The 22,643-nt window shown below is 52.6% G+C and carries 22 protein-coding genes; 17 read left to right on the forward strand and 5 right to left on the reverse strand.

The annotated features are described in order from the left end of the window. Nucleotides 1-110 precede the first annotated feature (110 nt). Genes CWC46_RS15390 through CWC46_RS15410 form a run of 5 tightly spaced genes read left to right on the forward strand, consistent with a single transcriptional unit; the run spans nucleotide 111 to nucleotide 5,310 of the window. A complete protein-coding gene (locus CWC46_RS15390) occupies nucleotides 111-845 on the forward strand; it encodes an FAD-binding oxidoreductase (RefSeq protein WP_021015668.1) in 735 nt (244 codons plus the stop codon). Between the two features lie 14 nt (nucleotides 846-859). Beyond that, nucleotides 860-2,071 carry an ATP-grasp domain-containing protein gene (locus CWC46_RS15395; RefSeq protein WP_021015667.1) on the forward strand — a complete coding sequence of 404 codons (1,212 nt, stop codon included), beginning with the start codon at nucleotides 860-862 and terminating at the stop codon, nucleotides 2,069-2,071. Further along, nucleotides 2,068-3,231 (forward strand): ATP-grasp domain-containing protein, encoded by a 1,164-nt coding sequence (locus CWC46_RS15400; protein ID WP_021015666.1) that lies wholly within the window; start codon nucleotides 2,068-2,070, stop codon nucleotides 3,229-3,231. The genes CWC46_RS15395 and CWC46_RS15400 overlap by 4 nt, the downstream gene beginning before the upstream one ends. Before the next feature lie 18 nt (nucleotides 3,232-3,249). Beyond that, nucleotides 3,250-4,347, forward strand: a complete 1,098-nt coding sequence (locus tag CWC46_RS15405) for an arginine deiminase family protein (RefSeq protein WP_021015665.1) — start codon at nucleotides 3,250-3,252, stop codon at nucleotides 4,345-4,347. Between the two features lie 15 nt (nucleotides 4,348-4,362). After that, nucleotides 4,363-5,310: a DMT family transporter gene (locus CWC46_RS15410; protein ID WP_021015664.1), complete on the forward strand. Its 948-nt coding sequence runs from the start codon at nucleotides 4,363-4,365 to the stop codon at nucleotides 5,308-5,310. Between the two features lie 104 nt (nucleotides 5,311-5,414). Here the strand turns inward: CWC46_RS15410 and CWC46_RS15415 are convergent, their stop codons facing one another. Beyond that, nucleotides 5,415-6,149, reverse strand: coding sequence for an SDR family oxidoreductase (locus CWC46_RS15415; protein ID WP_021015663.1), 735 nt, complete (start codon nucleotides 6,147-6,149; stop codon nucleotides 5,415-5,417). 82 nt (nucleotides 6,150-6,231) lie between these two features. Between CWC46_RS15415 and CWC46_RS15420 the strand changes: the two genes are divergently transcribed. Then, on the forward strand, nucleotides 6,232-6,891 hold the full coding sequence (locus CWC46_RS15420) for a TetR/AcrR family transcriptional regulator (protein ID WP_021015662.1): 660 nt from the start codon (nucleotides 6,232-6,234) through the stop codon (nucleotides 6,889-6,891). Between the two features lie 69 nt (nucleotides 6,892-6,960). After that, nucleotides 6,961-7,365: a GFA family protein gene (locus CWC46_RS15425; protein ID WP_021015661.1), complete on the forward strand. Its 405-nt coding sequence runs from the start codon at nucleotides 6,961-6,963 to the stop codon at nucleotides 7,363-7,365. Between the two features lie 37 nt (nucleotides 7,366-7,402). On the opposite strand, the gene dld is transcribed toward CWC46_RS15425, so the two are convergent. Continuing rightward, nucleotides 7,403-9,181 carry a D-lactate dehydrogenase gene (gene dld, locus CWC46_RS15430; protein ID WP_021015660.1) on the reverse strand — a complete coding sequence of 593 codons (1,779 nt, stop codon included), beginning with the start codon at nucleotides 9,179-9,181 and terminating at the stop codon, nucleotides 7,403-7,405. Nucleotides 9,182-9,336: 155 nt separating this feature from the next. Here dld and CWC46_RS15435 point away from each other — a divergent pair, with 155 nt between their 5' ends. The 9 genes from CWC46_RS15435 to CWC46_RS15475 all read left to right on the forward strand — a co-directional run bounded on the left by CWC46_RS15435 (nucleotide 9,337) and on the right by CWC46_RS15475 (nucleotide 19,926). Beyond that, on the forward strand, nucleotides 9,337-10,221 hold the full coding sequence (locus tag CWC46_RS15435; protein ID WP_021015659.1) for a LysR family transcriptional regulator: 885 nt from the start codon (nucleotides 9,337-9,339) through the stop codon (nucleotides 10,219-10,221). Between the two features lie 75 nt (nucleotides 10,222-10,296). Continuing rightward, the gene (locus CWC46_RS15440; protein ID WP_021015658.1) at nucleotides 10,297-10,827 is read left to right on the forward strand and encodes a GNAT family N-acetyltransferase; all 531 of its coding nucleotides are present in this window, start codon (nucleotides 10,297-10,299) and stop codon (nucleotides 10,825-10,827) included. Between the two features lie 486 nt (nucleotides 10,828-11,313). Further along, entirely contained in the window at nucleotides 11,314-12,960 is a 1,647-nt protein-coding gene (locus CWC46_RS15445) for an NAD(P)-binding protein (RefSeq protein ID WP_037380888.1), read from the forward strand. 16 nt (nucleotides 12,961-12,976) lie between these two features. Beyond that, entirely contained in the window at nucleotides 12,977-16,549 is a 3,573-nt protein-coding gene (gene nifJ / locus CWC46_RS15450; RefSeq protein WP_201797199.1) for a pyruvate:ferredoxin (flavodoxin) oxidoreductase, read from the forward strand. A gap of 162 nt (nucleotides 16,550-16,711) precedes the next feature. After that, nucleotides 16,712-17,227 (forward strand): P-loop nucleotide/nucleoside kinase family protein, encoded by a 516-nt coding sequence (locus CWC46_RS15455; RefSeq protein ID WP_021015655.1) that lies wholly within the window; start codon nucleotides 16,712-16,714, stop codon nucleotides 17,225-17,227. A 146-nt stretch (nucleotides 17,228-17,373) separates the two neighbouring features. Beyond that, entirely contained in the window at nucleotides 17,374-17,682 is a 309-nt protein-coding gene (locus tag CWC46_RS15460; protein WP_021015654.1) for a BufA1 family periplasmic bufferin-type metallophore, read from the forward strand. A 38-nt stretch (nucleotides 17,683-17,720) separates the two neighbouring features. Continuing rightward, complete coding sequence (bufB, locus tag CWC46_RS15465; protein ID WP_021015653.1) at nucleotides 17,721-18,644, forward strand: MNIO family bufferin maturase; 924 nt, start codon at nucleotides 17,721-17,723, stop codon at nucleotides 18,642-18,644. Next, nucleotides 18,641-19,399 carry an HvfC/BufC N-terminal domain-containing protein gene (locus tag CWC46_RS15470; protein ID WP_021015652.1) on the forward strand — a complete coding sequence of 253 codons (759 nt, stop codon included), beginning with the start codon at nucleotides 18,641-18,643 and terminating at the stop codon, nucleotides 19,397-19,399. The genes bufB and CWC46_RS15470 overlap by 4 nt, the downstream gene beginning before the upstream one ends. An 11-nt stretch (nucleotides 19,400-19,410) precedes the next feature. Further along, the gene (locus tag CWC46_RS15475) at nucleotides 19,411-19,926 is read left to right on the forward strand and encodes a DoxX family protein (protein WP_021015651.1); all 516 of its coding nucleotides are present in this window, start codon (nucleotides 19,411-19,413) and stop codon (nucleotides 19,924-19,926) included. A gap of 44 nt (nucleotides 19,927-19,970) precedes the next feature. On the opposite strand, the gene CWC46_RS15480 is transcribed toward CWC46_RS15475, so the two are convergent. Both CWC46_RS15480 and CWC46_RS15485 read right to left on the reverse strand, forming a co-directional pair. Beyond that, nucleotides 19,971-20,174 (reverse strand): zf-HC2 domain-containing protein, encoded by a 204-nt coding sequence (locus CWC46_RS15480; RefSeq protein ID WP_021015650.1) that lies wholly within the window; start codon nucleotides 20,172-20,174, stop codon nucleotides 19,971-19,973. Then, nucleotides 20,168-20,797, reverse strand: coding sequence for an RNA polymerase factor sigma-70 (locus CWC46_RS15485; protein WP_021015649.1), 630 nt, complete (start codon nucleotides 20,795-20,797; stop codon nucleotides 20,168-20,170). The genes CWC46_RS15480 and CWC46_RS15485 overlap by 7 nt, the downstream gene beginning before the upstream one ends. Before the next feature lie 169 nt (nucleotides 20,798-20,966). On the opposite strand from CWC46_RS15485, the gene CWC46_RS15490 reads away from it, so the two are divergent. Then, nucleotides 20,967-21,320, forward strand: a complete 354-nt coding sequence (locus tag CWC46_RS15490) for a carboxymuconolactone decarboxylase family protein (RefSeq protein WP_021015648.1) — start codon at nucleotides 20,967-20,969, stop codon at nucleotides 21,318-21,320. 116 nt (nucleotides 21,321-21,436) lie between these two features. On the opposite strand, the gene CWC46_RS15495 is transcribed toward CWC46_RS15490, so the two are convergent. Further along, the gene (locus CWC46_RS15495; RefSeq protein ID WP_021015647.1) at nucleotides 21,437-22,558 is read right to left on the reverse strand and encodes an NADH:flavin oxidoreductase; all 1,122 of its coding nucleotides are present in this window, start codon (nucleotides 22,556-22,558) and stop codon (nucleotides 21,437-21,439) included. Nucleotides 22,559-22,643: the final 85 nt, after the last annotated feature.

Genomic DNA, 22,643 nt, shown 5'->3' on the forward strand with positions numbered 1-22,643 from the left:
CCGACAGCAGTCAACCTCTAATCGACGCGATCCCCAGCGGAAAAGTCGTAAAAGGCTGCCTCAAAGGTGTATGCAGAGTTTGCAGATGCAAGTTGGTTTCAGGGAAAGTGATGGAAAACGGAAAAGTAATCACCGCCAAAAGCGAATTCCTGCCCTGCATTAGCCAAGTGGCAGCTGATGTTGAAATTATCCCTGCCATCAGTAACTTTCAGCCAGCCAGAGTCAAAAGCAAAACGTGGCTGTCCGAACAAATCCTGGAAATCGTTTTAGAGGTTAACCGGGTTTTCTACAATGCCAAGTCGATCGTGACGTTAAAACACCCCGAAACTGCGGCAGTGCGCAGCTACTCTGTGGTGTCATTGGGCAAAAGAGCTTACGACAGCCTCACCTTCCACGTGAAATTACGCGCCGGAGGACTCTTCTCCACTCTGTTTGCAAACCTGTCCGTTGGCGATCGGCTGGATTACACCATGGTAAACCCTTTGCTGCCCCACTATGACACACCGGTGAGCCGCGTAAACGTCGTGAGTGGCGGCAGCGGTATGGGGGCTGCGCTAAGTCGCGCCCTGGAGCTGGCCACTAAATACAACCCTCGGGAGATTGGGGTCTACGCCATCAATCGTGCCGAGATCTGCGACTATCATCTTGGCTGCATAGCGATGTTCTGCCGCTCTGTTGAATGTGAGGTCAACGTTACCAACATTCCCTTCCATGACTGGACCAGTGTCAATTTCGATATCGAAGCACACCTAGCCCAAGACGCACTGACCGTTGGTGTGGGATCGGATTTGGTGATTAGCAGGTTACAAAACCTGCCCTTTTGTGAACTCGAAAGTTTTGGATAATTGGAGATTGAGCAATGTCCGTAGTCATTATTGATCCTGTGTCGTCTGGTATCACCTATCTCACCGCGGCACAGCAACTGGGTGTCGATCTGTATGTGTTTTCCGCTGACGAGGGTGAACGCCAACTCAGCCCAGAGCTACGCGCCAAGGTACGCCAGGTCATCAAGATTGACACCAGTGATTTTGACCTCCAGAAGGCGATGCTGGATGAACTGGGAAATATCAATGCCATTCTGCCCGGCGTAGAGTATGCGGTGCCGATGGCCGCACGCTTAGGGGCGGCACAAGGAAAAAGACATCTCAGTGATTACGCCGTGCAGCGGGTACGCAATAAATTTAACTTTCGCAGCCAACTTACTGAAGCCGGGCTAAGCAATATCGGTTTTTTCCTGCTTTGTGCCGGACAGCCGGTGCAGATACCTTCTAGCTTCAACTTTCCGGCGGTAGTTAAACCGGTTGATATGGCCGGCAGCATCAGCGTGCGCAAGGTTCACAATCTCGGGGAACTAACCACCGTAGTGGACGCCTTCAGCCAAGCATTACCAAACGACGTAGGTTTCACCGCCAGCGGATGTGTCATTGTCGAGGAGTATATCCCCGGCAAGGAGTACAGCATTGAAGGCGTGGTGCGTAAAGACGGCAGCATTACCATCGCCTCTGTTACTGAAAAACTACTCGGTGCGGAGCCATACTTTGTTGAAATCGGACATATAGTAGGCCAGCGTTACACCGAAGCGTTTTACACGACCATGAGCAACTATGCGCTGGCGGTGTTGGACGCCATACAGCTGAACATCGGCCCATTCCACCTTGAACTACGCGTCACACCGGAAGGTCGTCCCGTGGCAATTGAGCTGGCGGCCCGCCTGCCCGGCGACAATATCGTTGAGCTGATCAGATACTCCAGCGGGATCGATCTTGCCACTGAAACGCTGTGCCAATACCTGGGCACCGATAGCCCTGCCGTACACGGCACACCCGGTATCAGTGCCATCGCGTTTATTCCCCGCGGTGAAAAAAACGAATTTACCACGTTGTCCGGTCTGGAAGAATTCATCGACCATTCACACTATCTCGCACACCAGGTGTATTACCAGCCAGGGGATGCACTGGGCTGCGCCCAAGACTGGACCTCGCGAGTCGGCTACGTGATGTTCGGTGGTGATGATGAAGCGGAAGTAAGAAGCCTGGTCAAACGGGTACACACCGAGGTAAAAATTGCATGAAACACGTTCTGGTCATTAACCGCTACGACGACGAACTATCTGACTACCGCAAATATATCGATCACACACAGGTTGGCGTCTCCTATATCTCTTTGGTGGGGCACTCCAGCCTGATCGACCCCGCTATCAGTGTCGCCATTGTGGAAGTCAATACCCTGGATGCAGACACGGTTCTGCGCGAGGCATGTCGTATCCATCATCAACGTCCCATTGATTTTGTGCTCGCTTTTTCAGAATACGATCTGGATGCGGCCGCACTGGTGCGCACCGAGCTCAACATTAGTGGGGCAAAAATAGCCGATAACCTGCTGTGTCGCAACAAGGCCAGCATGAAGGCGTCGTTAACCGGCTCGACCGTGCGTTACCCGCACTATCGGCAGGTGTTGTCGCGTGAAGACATTGAAGCGTTCTGTTGCGAACAGGGCTACCCGGTTATATTAAAACCGCAGGTCGGCGCCGCCTCGGACGGTGTCGTGAAGCTCGAACGTCGGGAAGATATACCCGAGCTAGTGGACTTCACCGGCTATGAAGTCGAAGAGTATATAGAAGGCGATATTTATCACGTCGACGCCATTCTCGCCAACGGCAGCATGCCTTATTTTAAAGTGTCGAAATATCTCAACACCTGCCTGGACTTCCGCAATGGTCAACCGCTCGGCTCGGTAACCGTTGACAACCCCGAGTTTATCGCCACAGCGCAAATCTTCACTCAGGAAGTCTGTACCCGATTGAACCTGGAAAACCAGGCTATTCATTTAGAGCTTATCGAATGCCACGGGGAACTGGTCTTCCTGGAGATTGGCGGTCGGGTTGGTGGCGGAGAGATTCCATTCATCACCTTACGCAGCGAGGGGATCGATCTTTATGCGCTGTGGACTCAGGCCGCGCTCGGTATCGCCATTTCCCCAGTGAAAACGCGAATCACCGGTTTTGTCATGATGCCGAACCCGTTTTCCGGAGGTTATGCCTTCGATCCGAAGATGAATCTGTCTCACCCCCTGCTGACATATCACTGTATCCAGCCTGGAGGCGAAAATAGCGAATTCAGTTACGAAGATATCCCCGCCAAGCTGCACTTTACGGGAGATAACCAGGCCGACGTGGAAAGCGCCATTACGCAGTGTATGAACATTCTACAGAAGTCTATCCGTGCGGTTTGAGTTAGCAGGAAACGATTAGTGAAAGTCCTTCTACAACTCCCCTCCGTTGCGCAACCCGTCACTATGTCGGTGTTTATGGAGACGCAACAGCCCTACTTGCTCCGGCAAGCTGATGCCGATGTGCTGGCACTGGCCAGGTCGTTTAATGCTGCGGGTATCCTTACCGCTTTCTTATCTGATGCCCTGTTTAACGATGATGGGCCGCATGTTCCGATAGAAGAGATGCAGCGACTTGCTGGACGCGCGCTACGATTTGCCGATGACGTTCCGGAGACCCGCCAGCACCTTGCCCACGAGCAACTGGCTTGCATCAGTCGCCAGGCGCTGGCAGAGATTGTCATCCATCAGCCGAAACTGCGGTTGCACTACAATGATGAACTCGGTCGCATCAGTCCTGACGCTACCTACGAAAGCTATGAAATTAACCCACTGTATGGGTTGTTGTTTCCGCGTGACCACTTTATTAACGTGGGTGGTCAACCGGTTTTCGGTCGTCTGAAACGCCAGGATCGGGCTCGGGAAGTCGAGGTCGTAAAGAAGGTCGTTACCGCTCACGGACATAGACTTGTAGAGCTCGAACAATTACTTGAGGGAGGTGACTATCAGGAGAATGAATTCGTCTCTGTTATCAACGTCGGTTTCCGCACTGAAGAACAGACCCTACATTTTTTGCTTGCTTCCGGCCTGCTCAAAACCGATGTTGTGTTGGCGGTACAGGACACATGGCGCAATCCCGAACAGTTCCATCTCGATCACTATGTCTGCCTGCTGCGAGATACGCTGTTGATTGACACAAGAAGAGCGGACGCTATTGACCGTTCAACGGTCAGCATTTATCGCAGGACACCATCGGGCTGGCGTGTGACGGAGGAAAACCTGACACTACGTCAGGCAGCGCAGTCCGCCGATCTGAAGCCGATCCTGCTTGATGAAAAGATGATGGCGGCCTGGTGCGCTAACGCGTTCTCGTCGGGGAACCATATCTGGATTAATAACGCCGCACCATCGCGCCTGCTTGACCAACTGTCGGCCCGTGGCTATGACATACATCCGATCTCTTTTTCCGAGCACCAGAAGCAGTCTGGCGGCATACACTGCTCAACCCAACTTATATAACTGTAAGGACGCGTCATGAAGGTGAGTAATAATGCTTTACTTCCCGTTTTAGCATTAATAGTAAGTACCATCGGCGTTGCATCTGCGATTGCGTTCGTCAAGCTCAGCGAGGTTGATGCGACGTCAACGCTGATGTTACGCATGTTCCTGGCTGGCGGTTTAGCCTCCGCCGCCTTTGCCTGGCCTTCAGGCAAGAACCAGGATATAAAACCCAAAAATTTCAGGCGTAGCAATCGGGCGATGCTTGGGTTGCTGGTGCTATCCGGCGCAGTATCGTCCGTAGATTTACTGTCAAACCACTGGGCGGTAAAGCTGACCAGTCTGGCAAACACGTCGATCTTAATGAACTTGTCTCCCGTCTTTGTGGCACTGCTGTCTTTTCTTTTCCTGAATGAAAAGATCGGCACATATAAGCTGCTGGCGCTGGCGTTGAGTATCCTTGGGGCCTGTCTACTGGTATTTGATGGCAGCGCCGGAGTCGCGTTTTCCAGGCTGTCGGTGACCGGCGACCTGCTCGCGCTTAACTCAGCATTTTTCTACGCTATCTATTTACTACTGGTTAAGTCGCTGCGAGATTATTTCACCTCTCACCAGATTATTATCTGGAACAGCTTCACCTGTGCGTTACTGCTATTACCCGTGGCGCTAGCCACTAGCGCGCAAATTCTGCCGGATACGCAGAAGGGCTGGTTAGTGATCGCCTTGCTGGCGCTGATCAGCCAACTTCTGGGCCATGGACTGATGGCGTATGCGCTCAAGCACGTAGATGTGGTGCTGGCCTCGGTCTCGACGCTCGCCCGCCCGGTAGTATCGATTCTGCTTGGCTTTTTTATTTTTGATGAAAAGCTGGCATTGCTGCAATGGATTGGCGTCGCCGCCGTACTGTTGGGGATCTGGTGGTATAAAAGTCCGGCGCCGGCAACCCGTTCGGCGGTACAGGAAAAGACGTCCAGTGAAGTTTAACTGCGTGAGGCGCCAGGCGGGCGTCATTCACCAGTGCAGTCTTAACAGCTGCGTTGATTGCCAGAATCAACATTAAAAAACCGTGTGCCGGCACGTCCCCTGTGTCACCAGGGTTCACGACCTTCAGCGCTGAAAAACGCGCCCGTTGGACCGTCGTCGTCGAGAAGCGCCAGGCGAATGGCTTCCGCCGCGCCTTGTGGAATGGTTTGGTGTCCCCGATAGCCATTGAGATCCGTTGCCGTAAAGCCGGGATCGGCGGCGTTAACCTTGATACCGGTATCGCGAAGTTCAGCCGCGAGTTGTACTGTCAGCATGTTCACAGCGGCTTTGGCGGCACCGTAGCCGATGAGCCGATAAGGGGCGTATTCCCAGTTCGGATCACTGTGGAGCGCGAGAGAACCGAGACCACTGGAGACGTTGACGATCCGCGCCGGGATAGACTTTTTCAGCAGCGGCAGCATGGCCTGCGTGACGGCCAACGTACCGAAAAAGTTCGTGTCGACGATCCGCCGAACAGCGTCCAGATTGGCCGAGCCCGGTGATCCATCTCGAAGGTCCGTGATACCAGCGTTGTTGACCAGGATATTCAGCTGCCCTTCCCGGTTGTGGATATCCGCAGCGGCGTCTTCTGCGGATACGGGATCAGTCAGATCGATGCACAAGAAACGGGCTACAATCGCCTCATCCTGAAGAACCTGAGTCGCTTTCATTCCTCGCTCCCTATCACGAGCCGCCACGATAATGTGCAGCCCTGCTTTCCCAAGCTGACGGGCGATCTCCAGGCCAATACCCTTGTTGGCTCCCGTGACGAGAGCGGTCTTACCGATAAACTGTGTCATCACTCATCCTCTTGCGAATTTGTTGAAGCGCATATGAATTGACTGTATTTTATGAGGTATTATTCAGCTTTGGAATTCGCCTATGCCGAGGATGTCTCCCGAACACCTAAAAGCCCGGAAACAGCCGCATCAGACCCGTGCGAAAGTCACTGTCGATGCCATATTCGAGGCGACCATTCAGGTTTTGCTGTCGGATGGGTTATCGCGTCTGACCACTACGCGGGTTGCGGAGCGTGCCGGTGTCTCAGTCGGCACGATGTACCAATACTTCCCGCAAAAGCAGGCGCTACTTTTTGCTCTGCTACAGAGGCACCTCGAGGCTGTATCCGATGCGGTTTTGACCACTTGCGCGCGTTGCCGTGGCATGTCACTGAAGAGCATATCCGATACACTGGTCGATGCCTTTCTTGATGCGAAAACGCGGGATACCGACACAGCTCGCGCACTTTACGCCGTTGCAGCGGAACTCGACACGGACGACCTCATCGGTAACGTCGCCCGACGCAACCACGCGGCGATGAGTGAGCTGTTGAAAAGCGCCAAAGATGCAACTTTCGACGACCCAGATGCGGTTGCCTTCACCTTGCGTGCTACGTTGGCAGGCGCTACCCGCGCCGTGCTGGAGCGCAACGCGACACGGCAAGAACTCGCGGCACTGCGTCGAGAACTGCCGATGCTGTGCCGGGCCTATCTCTTTGCAAGAGCGGTCGTTTTTGAAGATAACGGTTCTGTCATTACCTGACGTCCCCCGAAATTTAATCGTACTGCGGAACCCTCACTGGCAGTGATACACAATCTGGAGAAATACAGCATGATCAAGAAAGTCGGAAAGACTGAAATTCAGCTAAAACACAAAGCGACGTGCCACTGCGGTGCGGTTGAATTAGAGCTAACGTTGCCAAATGGCATCGAGAATCCAAGACGTTGCGATTGCTCAATCTGCCGGAGAAAAGGGGCAATTGTTGCATCGGTTAAACTCGATGGAATTCGTATCGTGAAAGGTCAAGACATGTTGAAGCTCTACCAGTTCAATACCCATACCGCGAAGCACTATTTCTGCTCAAATTGCGGTATTTATACCCATCATCAACGACGCTCAAACCCGTCTGAATATGGCTTTAATGTAGGTTGTCTGGAGGGTGTAAATCCGTTTGATTTAGGTGAGGTTATCACTAACGATGGTGTAAATCACCCTGCCGATCGAACGGCTTCATAACCAACAGTTCGATCGGGTTATCAATGTGCGGTATTTATCAATCGACACGGTGGTCATGGCCACAATCACAATGCTCGGGTTGCCTGTAGTGTGACAGTTTTGAGGTGTGGCCGATCCCCGGATTGAAACAATTCAGCGGGTCCAGGTTTTCATAATGGGCCTTCAACGCGGGTTTGGCATGATAGAGGTGACCAACATTGTGCTCAGCCGGATATTCAGCGCCGCGCTGGTCCAGTAATTTCCACATCTGATGCTCAATAGCCATGCAGTCGTTGCCTTTTTTTACGATGTAATCCTGATGGAAGACATAACACAGGAAGTGGCCGTAATAGAGTTTCAGCGCCAGTTTTTCTTCCATGTCTTTCGGCAGGGTTTCCAGCCACTGATGGGTATTTCTTGGCAAGGCGATATCAAGGGCCATAATATCTTCAACCTCCTGGGTGTGTACGGCCCGATAGCGATTTGCCGCACCCGCGGCGGCAAAACGGTGCAGAAATGCTTTGGCCCCCTCTTCATCCGTACATTCAAAGAAACTGCCGCCCGCCCTCTCAAAGTAATCCTGCAAATAAGCGCGGGCTTCATCCACACCGGCAGCGGAGACTTTCAGCAGTAAATGGTGTTCATACTGATCCCGGAATTCGAGCATCCGTTTCGGTAAATGGCTCGGGAACAGATGACTCAGCCCCTGCATCACCCGATCGGTGAGATTTGCCGGCAAGAAAGGAATTTTCCCGAAGATCGCATCACATTTTGCTTTCAGAGCAAATAAACCGGGTAACCGGTTAGTGCCGAGCCACTCAATCATCAGGAAGGTATCTTTGCCGTAGATTTCCGCAATATTAAACGCGTCGCGGTGTAGATATTCGCCAGAGATCGGCAGATATTTAAATTTGCCCAGAATATCGCGGCGAATATCTGTCAGCTCATCAGCACTGTTGGTGCCGATATAGAAAACTTTCGCTCCTTTCTCGATAGGGAACGTGTCCAGACGTACCGCAAACACCATGACTTTACCCGCCGAGCCGGATGATTCATAAAGACGGGCCGGATCAGCATTAAAACGAGCTGGCGTCTCTTCATCAATCTGGCGGACATGTTCAGCATAGTGATGATCCGACGCCTCACCGACGTTGTGCTGAATATCTTCTGGTTTGAATGTGCCGTTATCCAGCGCCGCCAGAATCTGTTCCGGTTCATCGCCGAGTTGAATACCGAGGTGGTTGATGAGTTCCAGTTTGCCGGATTCATTCACGCGGGCGAAGACCGACATCTGGGTGTAGGCCGGGCCACGGTGCACCAGTGCACCGCCGGAGTTATTACATACCCCGCCGAAAACCGAGGCGCCGATGCAGCTTGATCCGATGACCGAATGCGGTTCGCGGCCATGCGGACGTAACGCTTCTTCAAGCTGGTTGAGCGTTGAGCCCGGTAAGCAAACCACCTGTGTTGCATCTTCAACCAAGTAGATTTTCTTCATGCGGGTCATACTGACAATCACGATTTCACGGTCATAATCATCACCATCCGGGGTTGAACCGCCGGTCAGACCCGTATTGGCGGCTTGTGACAAAACGATCACATTTGCTTTAATGCAGGCGGTCAGCACATTCCATTGCTCCACCAGTGAACCGGGGCGAACCACGGCCAGTGCTTTGCCATTGCCGAAACGAATGCCTTTCCGGTATTGCTGGGTAGCGCTTTCATCGGTCAGGACATATTGATGACCAACAAGGTGTTGAAGTGTTTCAATCAGTTGTTTATCTGTTGTTTTTTCGCAAGCCAGTTCAACTTCAGAGGTATGAATAAGCGTCGGCATAACGGAAGCTCCTGATGGTCTTATGACCATGGACATTTAAAACCTTTGTAAAGTATATGTTAAATATATCCATATGAATCTGTGACGTCTAAGACTTTGTTATTGTCTTTTTAATATGGAAAAGATATTAGTTACCCCATAACAGAGGTGCTCAAATGGAATTCAGACAATTACGGTATTTTCTGGCCGTGGCAGAAACCCTGCATTTCACGGCGGCCGCCGAAAAGATAGGCATTGCTCAGCCGCCGCTGAGCCAGCAGATTCAGAAATTAGAGCATGAAATTGGCACAGCGCTGTTTATCCGCAATAAGCGTCATGTTGAACTGACCGAGGCGGGCATCTTCTTTCGTGAAAAAGCACAGAAGATTATCGCGGAAACCGAAAGTGCGCTGGCTCAAATAAAAATGGTCGCCAGGGGAGAAAGCGGCCATTTATCGGTCGGTTTTGCCGGTTCGATCGTCTTTCACGGTTTCGTCGCATCAGCGATGCGGGAATTCAGGAAAATATATCCAGAGGTGGTTATCCATTCGAAAGAGAGCAACAGTATCGATTTAATGGATAAGGTTCGTGATGCGGCAATTGACTGCGCACTGGTTCGGCTGCCGCTAAAAATTGAACACCTCAATTGCGTGCAATTGGTCGATGAACCGATGATTGCGGTATTGCCGGTTGGGCATCAACTTGCACAAAACCCGGAAATCTCGCTGAGTGATTTGGCTGGCGATAGCTTTATCACCTTTCCCCGTGAAATCGGTCCGGTACTGTATGACTCGATTATCCGGGCTTGTCAGGACGCGGGTTTCTCCCCGCGCCTTAAAATGGAATCCCCGCAGATTTCGTCCAGTATTAATCTGGTCGCGGCAGGATTCGGGGTCGCGGTAATTCCCGAATCGCTAAAAAGCATTCATTCCGATGGCGTGACCTATCATGGTATCAGTCAACCGTTGACGACGGCGCTGGGGTTGATTTACCGCGAACAGGAGAAGTCGGCTGTGATCCGGAATTTTGTCAGAATGATGAGTCAGGCGAGCGGATCGTAATCAGGAAAAGACCGGGGCTTTGACACGCTTAGAAAATAAGCCATTTTTATCATTCCATGAACTTCGGAGCGTCATATGGAAAGTGGAAGAATCAAATTGGTGCCACCGTCAACAGATGTTGCGCCTAAAATATTTGAAGCCATTGTGGAAAGCCAGATAGCACTTTCCGAGTTTCTGCCCTGGGTTCCTTATGCATTAACGTTGGAAACTGCGGTGAGCAATACCCAGGAGGCGATAAAAAACTTTAAAGATTTCAATAATGAGCTACGATTCAGCATTGTTTGCCAGGAAAACAACACTCTACTCGGTGTTATTGGCTTGATGATTATCGATAAATCAGTGCCTTATTTTGAAATAGGTTATTGGTTGAGAACCAGTCAGGTTGGTAAAGGTTATGCGTCAGAGGCCGTACGTCTTCTACAGCAATATGCTTTTAGAGAGCTTGGGGCACAAAGGGTTGAAATCAAAATGGCTGAATCCAATCGTAAAAGTCAGGCTGTAGCCGAACGTTGTGGTTATGTCTACGAAGGCAAATTGCATAACGCACGCCGTTTACCATCAGGAAAGCTGGACAACACCTTTATTTATGCAAAAACGGGCCTATAACCAACGGTTCATACAGATGAAGCCCTATGAAAATTGTCTCTTTTAGCGAAGCTCGAAAGAGCTTTAAAAGTGGCGTCAGACCATTAACAAACCTACGTATGGCGTCAGAACGGTGATAATGAGGAAGAAGAGTAAAGCATCCGCGCCAGGGATGGCGCGGCTTGAGCTTACAGGGAGGGACTTGCAGCGTCTTTACGATCTTCTCATTATCGCCGCTATATAAACATTGTCATCAAACTCACTCCTGGTTTTCATCCGGGGGTTTTCATTTTAAACCCGACGAAAAAGCCAGTTTCACGATAATGCATCACGATCTGTATAAATTTCCCGCCTAAATGAGCCATTCCCCGGATGTATGCCAGCGCGAATTTGGGAGGAAATCCTCATGCCTCTTATGTAGATCACGCCACCATGAACTACAGTTTCTTAATAAGAACCTCATCACTATTCTTCATGCCGAACATGGGTTTTCACAAAGGGTGTCATATGAAGAAATCGACTAATGATATGACCCAGCCGCCTGATTTACGGACTAAAACAGGCACGGGGCCGATCCGACGTACTCATCCCGTTTATCAAAATTCACTACCGCCTTGTAATCAGGCCTGTCCGGCTGGCGAGAATATTCAGGAGTGGCTGGCGTTGGCACAGGAAGAGCGCTACGAAGAGGCCTGGCAACATTTGGTGGCCAATAACCCGATGCCCGCCGTGCATGGCCGGGTTTGCTACCATCCTTGTGAAAATGCCTGTAATCGAGCCCAGGTCGACCAATCCGTCAGTATTCATGCCGTCGAGCGTTTTCTGGGCGATCAGGCGCTACTGCATGGCTGGAAAACCACATTCACCGCCGTTCCGAGCGGTAAAAAGGTCCTGGTGATCGGCGCCGGTCCCTCGGGATTATCCTGTGCCTGGCAACTCCGTCGCCTCGGCCATGAGGTGGAAATTCACGAGGCCGGTCCGATGGCTGGCGGGATGATGCGTTTCGGCATCCCTGCTTACCGAATGCCCCGTGATGTGCTGGATCAGGAGATCCAACATATCCTCGATACGGGCATTACGCTGAAGCTCAATCAGAAAGTGAATGATGTCCTCAAGGTAAAAACCGAGTATGGCTTTGATGCCGTTTTTCTGGCTATCGGTGCGCATTTAGCCAAGAGAATCGACATTCCAGGGCGTGATGCCGGGCGCATTCTGGATGCGGTCAGTTATCTTTCGGCGGTTGAACAAGGCGACGTGCCCAAATTGGGTCGTCGTGTCGCTATCTATGGTGGCGGCAATACGGCGATGGATGCAGCGCGTACCGCGCATCGTCTGGGGGCGGAAGAAGCGGTTATCATCTATCGACGAGATCGTGAACATATGCCGGCGCATCAGTTTGAAGCCGATGAAGCATTAGAAGAGGGCGTCATCATTAACTGGCTGCGCACCATTCGGGATATTGATGGTACGACGTTAACCATTGAAGAGATGGAGATTGACGACAACGGACGGCCACAGCCAACCGGCCGATATGAAACGCTGGAAGCTGACAGCGTGATCCTGGCGTTGGGACAAGATGTGGATCTCTCGGTTATCGCCCGCATTCCCGGCATTGAATTACATGAAGATGGCGTGGTGGTGGTTGACGAACACATGATGACCAGCGTGCCGGGTATTTTTGCCGGTGGCGATATGGTGCCATCGGAACGCACCGTCACGGTCGCCACCGGGCATGGCAAGAAAGCGGCGCAACATATTGATGGCTGGCTACGTCATCAACCCTACCGAAAAGCAGACACTAACGCCGGCATTCCCTATTCAGCATTGAATCTGTGGTTCGACACGGATGCCGAGTCAACCAGCCAGCCGGTTGTCACCCCGGAACAGCGCGATGGATTTGACGAAATCATCGGCGGACTCACCGCCACACAAGCGCGTTATGAAGCGGCCCGCTGCTACTCCTGTGGCAATTGTTTCGAGTGTGATGGCTGTTACGGATCATGCCCGGAGGACGCCATTCTCAAGTTGGGTAAAGGACGGGGATATCGTATTGATTACGATAAATGTACCGGCTGCGGCGCGTGCTATGACCAATGCCCCTGTCATGCCATTAGCATGGTAAGTGAGGTGGTTGATAATGAATACACATTCTGAGACGTCCATCTCCGACATGGTGATGACGGATGGCAATGAAGCCGCCGCGTGGATAGCGTATAAGCTCAGTGAAATCTGCGCGATTTACCCCATCACGCCCTCTTCCACCATGGCGGAGCTGGCTGATGAGTGGGCGACGCAGCACATTCCCAACCTCTGGGGAAACATTCCAACCGTCGTTGAGATGCAGCATGAAGGCGGTGCGGCGGGAGCGGTTCATGGCGCATTGCAGGCTGGCGCACTGAGTACCACGTTTACCGCATCACAAGGGCTGATGCTGATGATCCCGAATATGTACAAGATTGCCGGTGAACTCACGGCGACGGTTTTTCATGTGGCCGCCCGTTCGCTCTCGGCGCAGGGATTGTCCATTTTTGGTGATCATCAGGATGTGATGGCCACCAGACCAACCGGCTTTGCCTTGCTTTCATCTGCGTCGGTGCAACAGGCACAGGATATGGCGATGATTGCCCACGCCGCAACATTGCGCACCCGCATTCCGTTCCTGCACTTTTTCGATGGTTTTCGCACCTCCCATGAAGTCAATAAAATTTCCCGTCTGTCCGATGAACAAATAAGGCAGATGATCGACGATCAGCAGGTTCGTGACCATCGGGCCCGGGCGCTGAATCCGGATCAGCCATTCATCAGAGGAACGGCTCAGAATCCGGATACCTATTTTCAAAGTCGGGAAACAGTTAATTCGTATTACGATCGCGTGCCGGATGTTGTTGAACGGACCATGACCCAGTTCGCTGAATTAACCGGGCGACAATATCATCTGGTTGACTATCATGGCGCAGACGATGCGGAACACGTCATCGTCATTATGGGATCTGGCGCATCGACCGTGGAACAGACCGTTGCGGTGCTCAATGCCCAGGGGGGAAAATACGGTGTGGTGACCGTTCACCTGTATCGTCCCTTCCCCAACGACATATTCATTAAGGCGTTCCCGTCCACCACCCGATTTGTCACCGTCCTGGATCGCACCAAAGAGCCCGGTTCACGGGGTGAACCACTGTATAAAGACACCGTCAGCGCCTTCGTTTCCGCCACTCAACATGGACAATTACCACACCTGCCGAGGATCACCGGCGGGCGATATGGTTTGTCATCCAAAGAGTTCACCCCCGCGATGGTCAAAGCCGTTTTTGAGGAGCAACAGAAAACCAGCGCGAAAGAGGGCTTCACCATCGGCATTATTGACGATGTCACGCAGTTAAGTTTGCCGTGGGATGAAACCTGGCAAATCGAACCGCCCAATCAGGTACGCGCCTTGTTCTTCGGTCTGGGAGCCGATGGCACGGTCGGCGCCAATAAAAACAGCATCAAAATCATCGGCGAATTACCTGATTATTTTGCCCAAGGCTACTTTGTCTATGACTCGAAAAAGTCGGGTTCAAAGACCGTTTCACATTTGCGTTTCGGCCCTGAACCCATCGACGCCCCTTATCTCATTACCTCGGCAAATTTTATCGGTTGTCATCAATTCAATTTCGTCGAATCCCTCGATTTATTATGTTACGCAGAAACCGGCGCCACCTTTCTGCTTAACAGTCCCTACCCGGCAGAGGACACCTGGTCACATCTGCCACGCCGGGTACAGCAACAGATCCAGCAGAAACAATTGGCGTTCCATGTGATCAATGCGGCGGAAGTCGCGCGACTGACCGGCATGGGAACACGCATTAATACCATCATGCAGACCTGTTTTTTCGCCTTATCCGCCATCATGCCCAAAGAGCAGGCCATCGCGCTGATCAAAGAGAGTATTGAGAAGACCTATCAAAAGAAAGGCCGCGACATCATCGAAAAGAATTTTGACGCTGTGGATGTCACATTAGCGCACCTGCATCCGGTGGATATTTCACAACACGGCGCCGGTGCTTCAGACGCCGGCTGGAAACTGCCCGCCACCGCCCCATTATTTGTGCGCAACATCACCGCTGAGATGTTGCAGGAACGGGGTAATCAGATCCCGGTGTCACGATTACCGCCCGACGGGACTTATCCATCAGCAACCAGTCAGTGGGAAAAGCGCGATATTGCGCTGGCGATCCCTGACTGGCGCGAAGACCTGTGCATTCAATGTGGTAATTGTTCCTTTGTCTGCCCACATGCTGCCATCAGAGCCAAGTTTTATCATCAGGATTTGGTCGAAAACGCCCCACCAGGCGCCAAATGGATGCCGATAAGCGCCCGGGGATTTCCAGATACGCTCTACACATTGCAGATCTATCCGGAAGATTGCACCGGTTGTGGTCTGTGTGTAGAGGCTTGCCCGGTTCGAGCTGACGATACCGGCCAGCGCGCCATTAACATGGTCGATAAGTTACCGATCCTTGAACGGGAAAAAAGGGCGCTGACGTGGTTCAACACCCTGCCCTGGCCGAAGCGCTCTGCGGTTGATTTTTCAACGGTACGTGGCGTGCAGTTTTTGGAGCCGCTGTTTGAATTTTCAGGTGCTTGCGCCGGTTGCGGTGAAACGCCCTATCTGAAAACGCTCACTCAGCTCTTTGGTGACCGCATGATGGTAGCCAACGCCACCGGCTGCTCATCAATTTATGGCGGTAATCTGCCCACGACGCCGTGGGCAAAAAATAGCGACGGTAAAGGCCCAGCCTGGTCAAATTCATTGTTCGAGGATAATGCCGAATTCGGCCTGGGTTTTCGCCTGACCGCCGATCATCATCGGATTCAGGCGGCGAATGCCTTGAGGGCCACCGCGCAGCAACTGGGTCCCGAGCTGATAGAGCAGATAATCAATGCGCCCCAGCAAGTCGAATCACAGATCCAACAGCAACGCGAACGCTTACTCGACGTCCGGGCGTTATTACAGTATGACTATTCGGAAGCCGGGCTTAATCTACTCAGCTTGTTAGACCATCTGATCAGGCGTTCGGTCTGGATCATCGGTGGCGATGGCTGGGCCTATGATATTGGCTCTTCCGGATTGGACCATGTGATCGCCTCCGGTCGTGATGTCAACATTCTGGTGATGGACACCGAAGTTTATTCCAATACCGGCGGCCAGATGTCAAAATCCACCCCCCTGGGCGCGGTGGCCAAATTTGCCGCCGGCGGCAAAACCATGGCGAAGAAAGATATGGTGTTACAGGCTATCGCTTACGGCAATGTGTATGTCGCCCAGATCGCTTTCGGTGCCAATCCCCAACAGTCGCTTCAGGCCATGCGGGAAGCCGAAGCCTATCCGGGCCCGTCACTGATCATCGCTTACAGTCATTGCATCGCACATGGCATTGATATGAAGACCGGGTTAGCCCAACAAAAACGTGCCGTCGCGTCAGGTCACTGGCCGTTAATTCGCTTCAACCCAATATTGCGGGAACAGGGGCGTAACCCCTTTACTCTTGACAGTCTGCGACCCACACTGCCACTCAGCGACTATCGGCAACATGAAAGCCGTTATCAGTCGCTGGTACAGCTTCATCCGGAAGAGGCGCAGCGGCTCATCGATATTGCACAAAAAGTCGCTGAACAAAAATGGGCAACCTATGAAGGAATGGCGCGCTCTTCCGCCGAAGCGTTCCACCCCGACGCCCGAAAGAACCGGCAACACCATTGACCCGACACCCTGTGATGTCGTGGATTGACCTGTTGCGCATTCGCGGAGTGATGCAACGCACCGTCAGGAAGAGATAACGGAAGAAATCGAGATGCTTCGGTTATCGAGTGATAGGGTAAAAACCACCAAAGATCTCCTCTAAACCTATTAGGAATAGCGGTTATGTTCATCATATTCGGAGGCTTGCCCGCGACCGGCAAAAGCACGATTGCCCGGCAACTGGCCTATGACCTCAACGCCGTTTATCTGCGCATCGACTCCATCGAGCAGGCGATCCGCTCATCCGGTATCCTCGCCCCCGACGCTGACATCGGGCCAGCAGGATATCTGGCGGCTTACCGCGTCGCGGCGGATAACCTCCGTATCGGCCGTACCGTCATCGCCGATTCGGTCAACCCGCTTTGCATCACGCGGGATGACTATCGCGCCGTTGCCGAAAAAGCCGATGTCGCCTTCCTAGAAATAGAAGTCGTGTGCTCCGACAAAACCGAACATCGGCACCGGGTGGAAACCCGGCGTTCCACTGTCGATGGTCTGACGCTTCCGACCTGGGAACAGGTTGAATCTCGCCATTATGAAGCCTGGAATCGCGACCATCTGGTGCTGGATACGGCCACGTTGTCTCCCGCCCGATGTGTAGCCATCATTATGGAACGCCGCCGCAATTTACCCCGCTAAAAATTTTTTTCAATTGCAGTGTAAGAAACCGGTGCCTTACTCCGACTATGTATGTGAAAGAGAGAATTGACGGTCCATCGCCAATTTCCCTTTGCCACATACACCTGCCCTTTGGGCGTTAAAAATAAATAGCCAGGAGAATCACCATGACGACAAAAACGACCGCCGCTGCACTTGCCCTTGCTTTGGGTACCGTGTTGACCATGAGCGCCTCTGTTGCACACGCTGCCGACAAAACAGGTATGAAGGGGATGGAGAAGTGTTTTGGCGTCGCCCTTAAAGGTAAAAACGATTGTAAAGCCGGTGCCGGCACGACCTGTGCGGGAACCGCCAAGAAAGATTATCAGGGCAATTCCTGGAAGTTGGTCCCGGCCGGAACCTGTGTGACCACCGCGTCCCCGACGTCACCAACCGGTATGGGTCAGTTGAAAGCGTTCACAGAAAAACAGGCTTAATCTTTTACCCACATTGCCAACACCAGGGAGCACCCAGGATGAAATCGACTGTTTCTTTTGCACCATCAGCCTGCGGTGCTTCTCTTATCACCACGGGTAGCGCATTACCCCTTCGGGCGGGAATCGGGCTTAAACCCGAGCATTTTCTGGCGATTATTGAGGAGCAGCCCGACCTGGGCTTTTTCGAAATTCACGCCGAAAACTATATGATGGCAGGCGGACCTTTCCACCACTATCTGACCCGGATCCGGGAGCAGTATCCTTTATCCATTCACGGCGTTGGCTTGTCAATTGGCAGCGAGCGTCCTTTGGACAAACCGCATCTCGACCGACTGGCTACCTTGATAGACCGCTATCAGCCCCAGTCGTTTTCAGAACATTTGGCCTGGTCCAGTCATGGCGGCATCTTCCTTAATGACTTGTTGCCACTGCCTTACAACCAGCAGACGTTACAGCGGGTCTGTGAACATATCGATCAGGTGCAAAACCGGTTACGTCGTCCGATGTTGCTGGAAAACCCCGCCACCTATGTTGAATTTACCACCTCCGATCGTAGTGAGACCGATTTCATCCGCGAGGTGCTTCGGCATACCGGCTGCGGCCTGTTGCTGGACGTCAACAACGTCTATGTCACCTGTACCAATCATGGACGCGATCCTTACGCTTATCTTCAGGCGCTGTCCGGGTTATGGATTGGCGAAATACATCTGGCCGGGTTTGCCCGGGAAGAGGATGCGCTCGGCGACCCATTGCTGATTGACAGTCATGGCGCGCCGATTGCCGACGCGGTCTGGCAACTCTATGCGTTTGCCCTGTCTGAACTGGGGCCGGTTCCGACCCTGATCGAGCGCGATAATGATATTCCCTCGCTGGCGGTGCTGTGCCATGAAGCCCATCTGGCGGAACAGCGATTGAACGCCCATGCCGCCCGACATCATGATCCCATGGAGGGCACAGTATGAGCGGACAACACGCGTTTTACGATGCGCTGCGTGACCCCGATGCCCCGATGCCGCCAGATCTGTTCACCTGGAACGGGTCAAGCCCCCGGGCACGCTTTGACGTCTATCGCAATAATGTCATGGTTTCGCTTATTGATGCGCTGGCCGACACCTTTCCAGTCACTCAGCAACTGGTTGGTGAGCCCTTCTTCCGCGCCATGTCAGCGCTGTATATAACACATCATCCACCGCGTTCACCGATTCTGGCGGATTATGGCGCCACACTGCCCCGCTTTATCGCTGATTTTCCCCCGGCGGCATCGGTGCCTTATCTGGCGGATATCGCGACGCTGGAAGTGCTTCTCGTCAGGGCTTATCACGCGGCTGACGGCGTGTTGTCGTCACACGATCATCTGGTCGCCGCGCTGTCCGATACGACATTGCTGTCGGATCTGCGCGTCGGTCTGCATCCCTCGCTGGGATTACTGAATTCACCCTACGCCATTGTCTCTATCTGGGCGGCACATCAGGAGACTGGCTCACTGGCCGACATCAACCCTTATCAGACTGAACATGCGCTGATCATCCGACCCGCGCTGGAGGTCAATGTGCTGTCTATCGATAACGGAACGGCGCTGTTTCTCGCGCAACTACAGCAAGGTGCCAGCCTCGGGCAGGCACTGACACAGGTTCAGCAGCACATATCCGACTTCGATCTGATTACCGCGCTGAGCCTGTTAATTCACAGCCATACACTGGTGTCGTTGCATCCATAAGGAACATTCCCATGGCCATCACCTCTCTGCACTCCAAACCCGCCAACGCGCCACGGTTCAGGTTATGTTCACGGGTTATCGCCGGTTTTAGTCTGATTCCGGATAGCCTGATTACCTTGCTGGCCCGATTTTCCATTGCCGCCATTTTCTGGCGCTCGGGACAGACCAAGATTTCCGGTCTGGCAATTGATCTTGTTGCGGGGAATATTCACGTAGGCTGGCCTCACCTGAATGAGTCCGCCTTGTATCTGTTTAAAGAAGAGTATCGCCTGCCCTTGATTCCACCGGAGTTAGCCGCCCTGATCGCGGCCAGTGCCGAGCATGTGCTGTCGGTATTGCTGTTAATCGGTCTTGCCACCCGGTTTTCAGCCTTGGGGTTATTGATTATGACCCTGACAATAGAAATCTTTGTCTATCCTGACGCCTATCCAACACACGGCGTCTGGGCCGTGGCATTACTGTTCTTGATGGCTAAAGGTCCGGGACGGATCTCCATCGACCACTGGCTTATTCGACGCTATGGCTGAACAAACCGCCCGCGTTCTCATCAAGAGAAAGGGGCGGTCATCCATCATTGCCCGTCATCGTCGGAATCGTCCCCTTTCCTTTTGGCATAAGCCTGCGATATCTGCCGGATAGAGAAGATTTGCTGATTAAAATTACGGCAGCCGGTACAGAGCATCAAGTGTAATCTGAGCGCTGCTTTTTCTTTTAAAGCCAGCGGACGATCCTGTGCCTCGGATAACAGGCGGGTGGCCTGACGACAAGTCAACATGACGATTTCTCCATGAACCAGTTTGCATCCAGACACAGCCGTAAACGCATGCGAGCGCGGTATAACATAATATTTAAATTGCTGACGGAGATGTTGACCGCCGTACAAATTTCATGGCTATCCAGTTCAATAAATTCACGCATCATAAACACCCGCGCCTGTTTACCAGGCAAATTCTCCAGACAGGCTTCGAAAACGCGCCAGAATGCGGCTTCCCGCACTGACTCTTCCGGGGTTTCCCATTTTCCGGGGCGTTCATCGGCGGGCCAATGTTCACGCTCGTCAAAAAGCGCCGCGAAATCCTGACTTTCGTCCTCTTCATGTAACAAACTACGGGCTTCCGTCGTGCGCTGCTTCTGCCGCAAAATATCTGCAATCTTGTTTTTCAAAATGGCAAACACCCAGGTTTTCAGCGCGGCACGGCCACCAAAAGAAGCGGCGTTCTTTAATGCGCCAACCAGCGCTTCCTGCACAGCATCCTCAGCCTGATGATGTTCAGAAAGTTGTAATGTGGCAAACCTCAGCATTTGAAGCCGCAGGTTTTCTAAAAATTCGCGATCCATAAAGTGTGACGCGGCATCATCGTTTGAGCCACGTTTCTGATTTGCCGGAACGTCTGTCATGACTACTCTCTCTTCCCGTATTTTCTATCGCTCATCTGGCAGCGGGTTCGGCACCATGATGGCGTATTTCCGATGCGCAATACAGCACTAAAGGATGCGCTAAAGTAGGCTATGCTAATACCAGAGAGCACATATCATCGTCCAACAGGACCGTCTATGCGGGGACATTATGAGAATCTCAACTGCGTTTCAAACCTTTCTGACTGAAGCTCCCGGTTATGCCAAAATCTGGATGAAAACTGTTCACGAACTCGGCGACACCAGTGCGCTCGACAACAAAACACAAACGCTTGCCTATCTTTCGGTACTGGCCGCAACCCGAATGACATCTGGCATTCCGTTTCATGTTGATTGCGCCAAAGCGGCGGGAGCCACGCGTGAGGAAATTACCGGCGCCATACTGATCGGCCTGCCTGCGGTGGGTAATACGGTTATTGAGTCGCTTTCTATTGCTCTGGCGGCCTTTGACCGGGCTAATGGTGAAAAACCCTGCTATCCGCGTGCGGGAGGCGATCCCTCCTGAGGCCGACACAGTAACGCCAGCACTATTCCCGCAACAGTGCAGGAATAATACTGGCGTTGATGTCTGTGGTGTCGATACCGACATCACGGCATGAAACAATGTGGTTAATTAAAACCTCAGACCAACTCGCCCAGTGAGGCAGGCTCAAACCCTTGCAGGTGCTCAGTGTCATGCTGACGCACTTTCACGACCCAATTCGGATCGGTTATCAATGCACGGCCAATCGCGATTAAATCAAACTCGTCACGCGTCATCCGTGTCAGCAGATTGTCCAATTGTGCCGGCGTTGCGCTTTTTCCGCTAAACGCCGTCATGAACTCATCCGACAGCCCCACCGAACCCACACTGATCGTGGCGGCGCCGGTCATTTTTTTCGCCCAGCCGGCAAAGTTCAAGCCATTTTCGCCATCCACCTCGGGGAATTCTGCCTCCCAGAAGCGACGTTGCGAACAGTGCAGAATATCCACACCGGCATCCACCAGCGGGGTGAGCCAGTCGGCCAGCTCCAGCGGTGTATTGGCCAGACGTACGCTGTAATCCTGCTGTTTCCACTGACTGACGCGCAACAGGATCGGGAAGTCCGGTCCAACCGCCTGACGCATGCCCTTTATCACTTCGGCGGCAAAGCGGGAACGCTGCTTCAGCGTAGCGCCACCGTATTCATCCGTGCGCAGGTTGGTTTTCCCCCAGAAAAACTGATCGATCAGGTAACCATGCGCCGCATGTATTTCCAGTGTATCAAAACCAAGTCGGACGGTATCTGCCGCCGCCTGGGCATAAGCCGCGATGGTATCGGCGATGTCTTCTTCACTCATGGCCTGACCACGCGGCACATCCGGCGCCACCAGACCAGAAGGACTTTCAATCCCGGATTGTGGTTCCCACTCCGTTCCCGGCGCTTTAACCGAACCCACATGCCAAATCTGCGGCCCCATTTTACCGCCAGCCGCATGGACTTCATCAATCACTTTCTGCCAGCCTTTCAGCGCCGCCTCACCATGAAAAAAAGGAATATCGGGATGATTACGCGAGCCGGGCCGGTCAATAACCGTGCCTTCAGACAGGATCAGACCCACCTCTCCCTCTGCACGCCGGCGATAATAAGCCGCCACATTGTCTCCCGGTACACCATTCGGTGAAAATGTACGGGTCATCGGCGCCATGATAATTCGGTTCTTTAATTCCAGCGATTTCAGTTTAAACGGACGAAACAGGACATCAATGTTAGGTATAGTCATCTGATTTAGCTCCTTTAATTTGCCACCATGATGGTATACATTGTAAACCTAGTGTCAATCAGGCACTCTAAAGTTACCAGGTAGC

This window comes from Prodigiosinella confusarubida, assembly GCF_002847015.1.
GTDB classification, from domain to species: domain Bacteria; phylum Pseudomonadota; class Gammaproteobacteria; order Enterobacterales; family Enterobacteriaceae; genus Prodigiosinella; species Prodigiosinella aquatilis.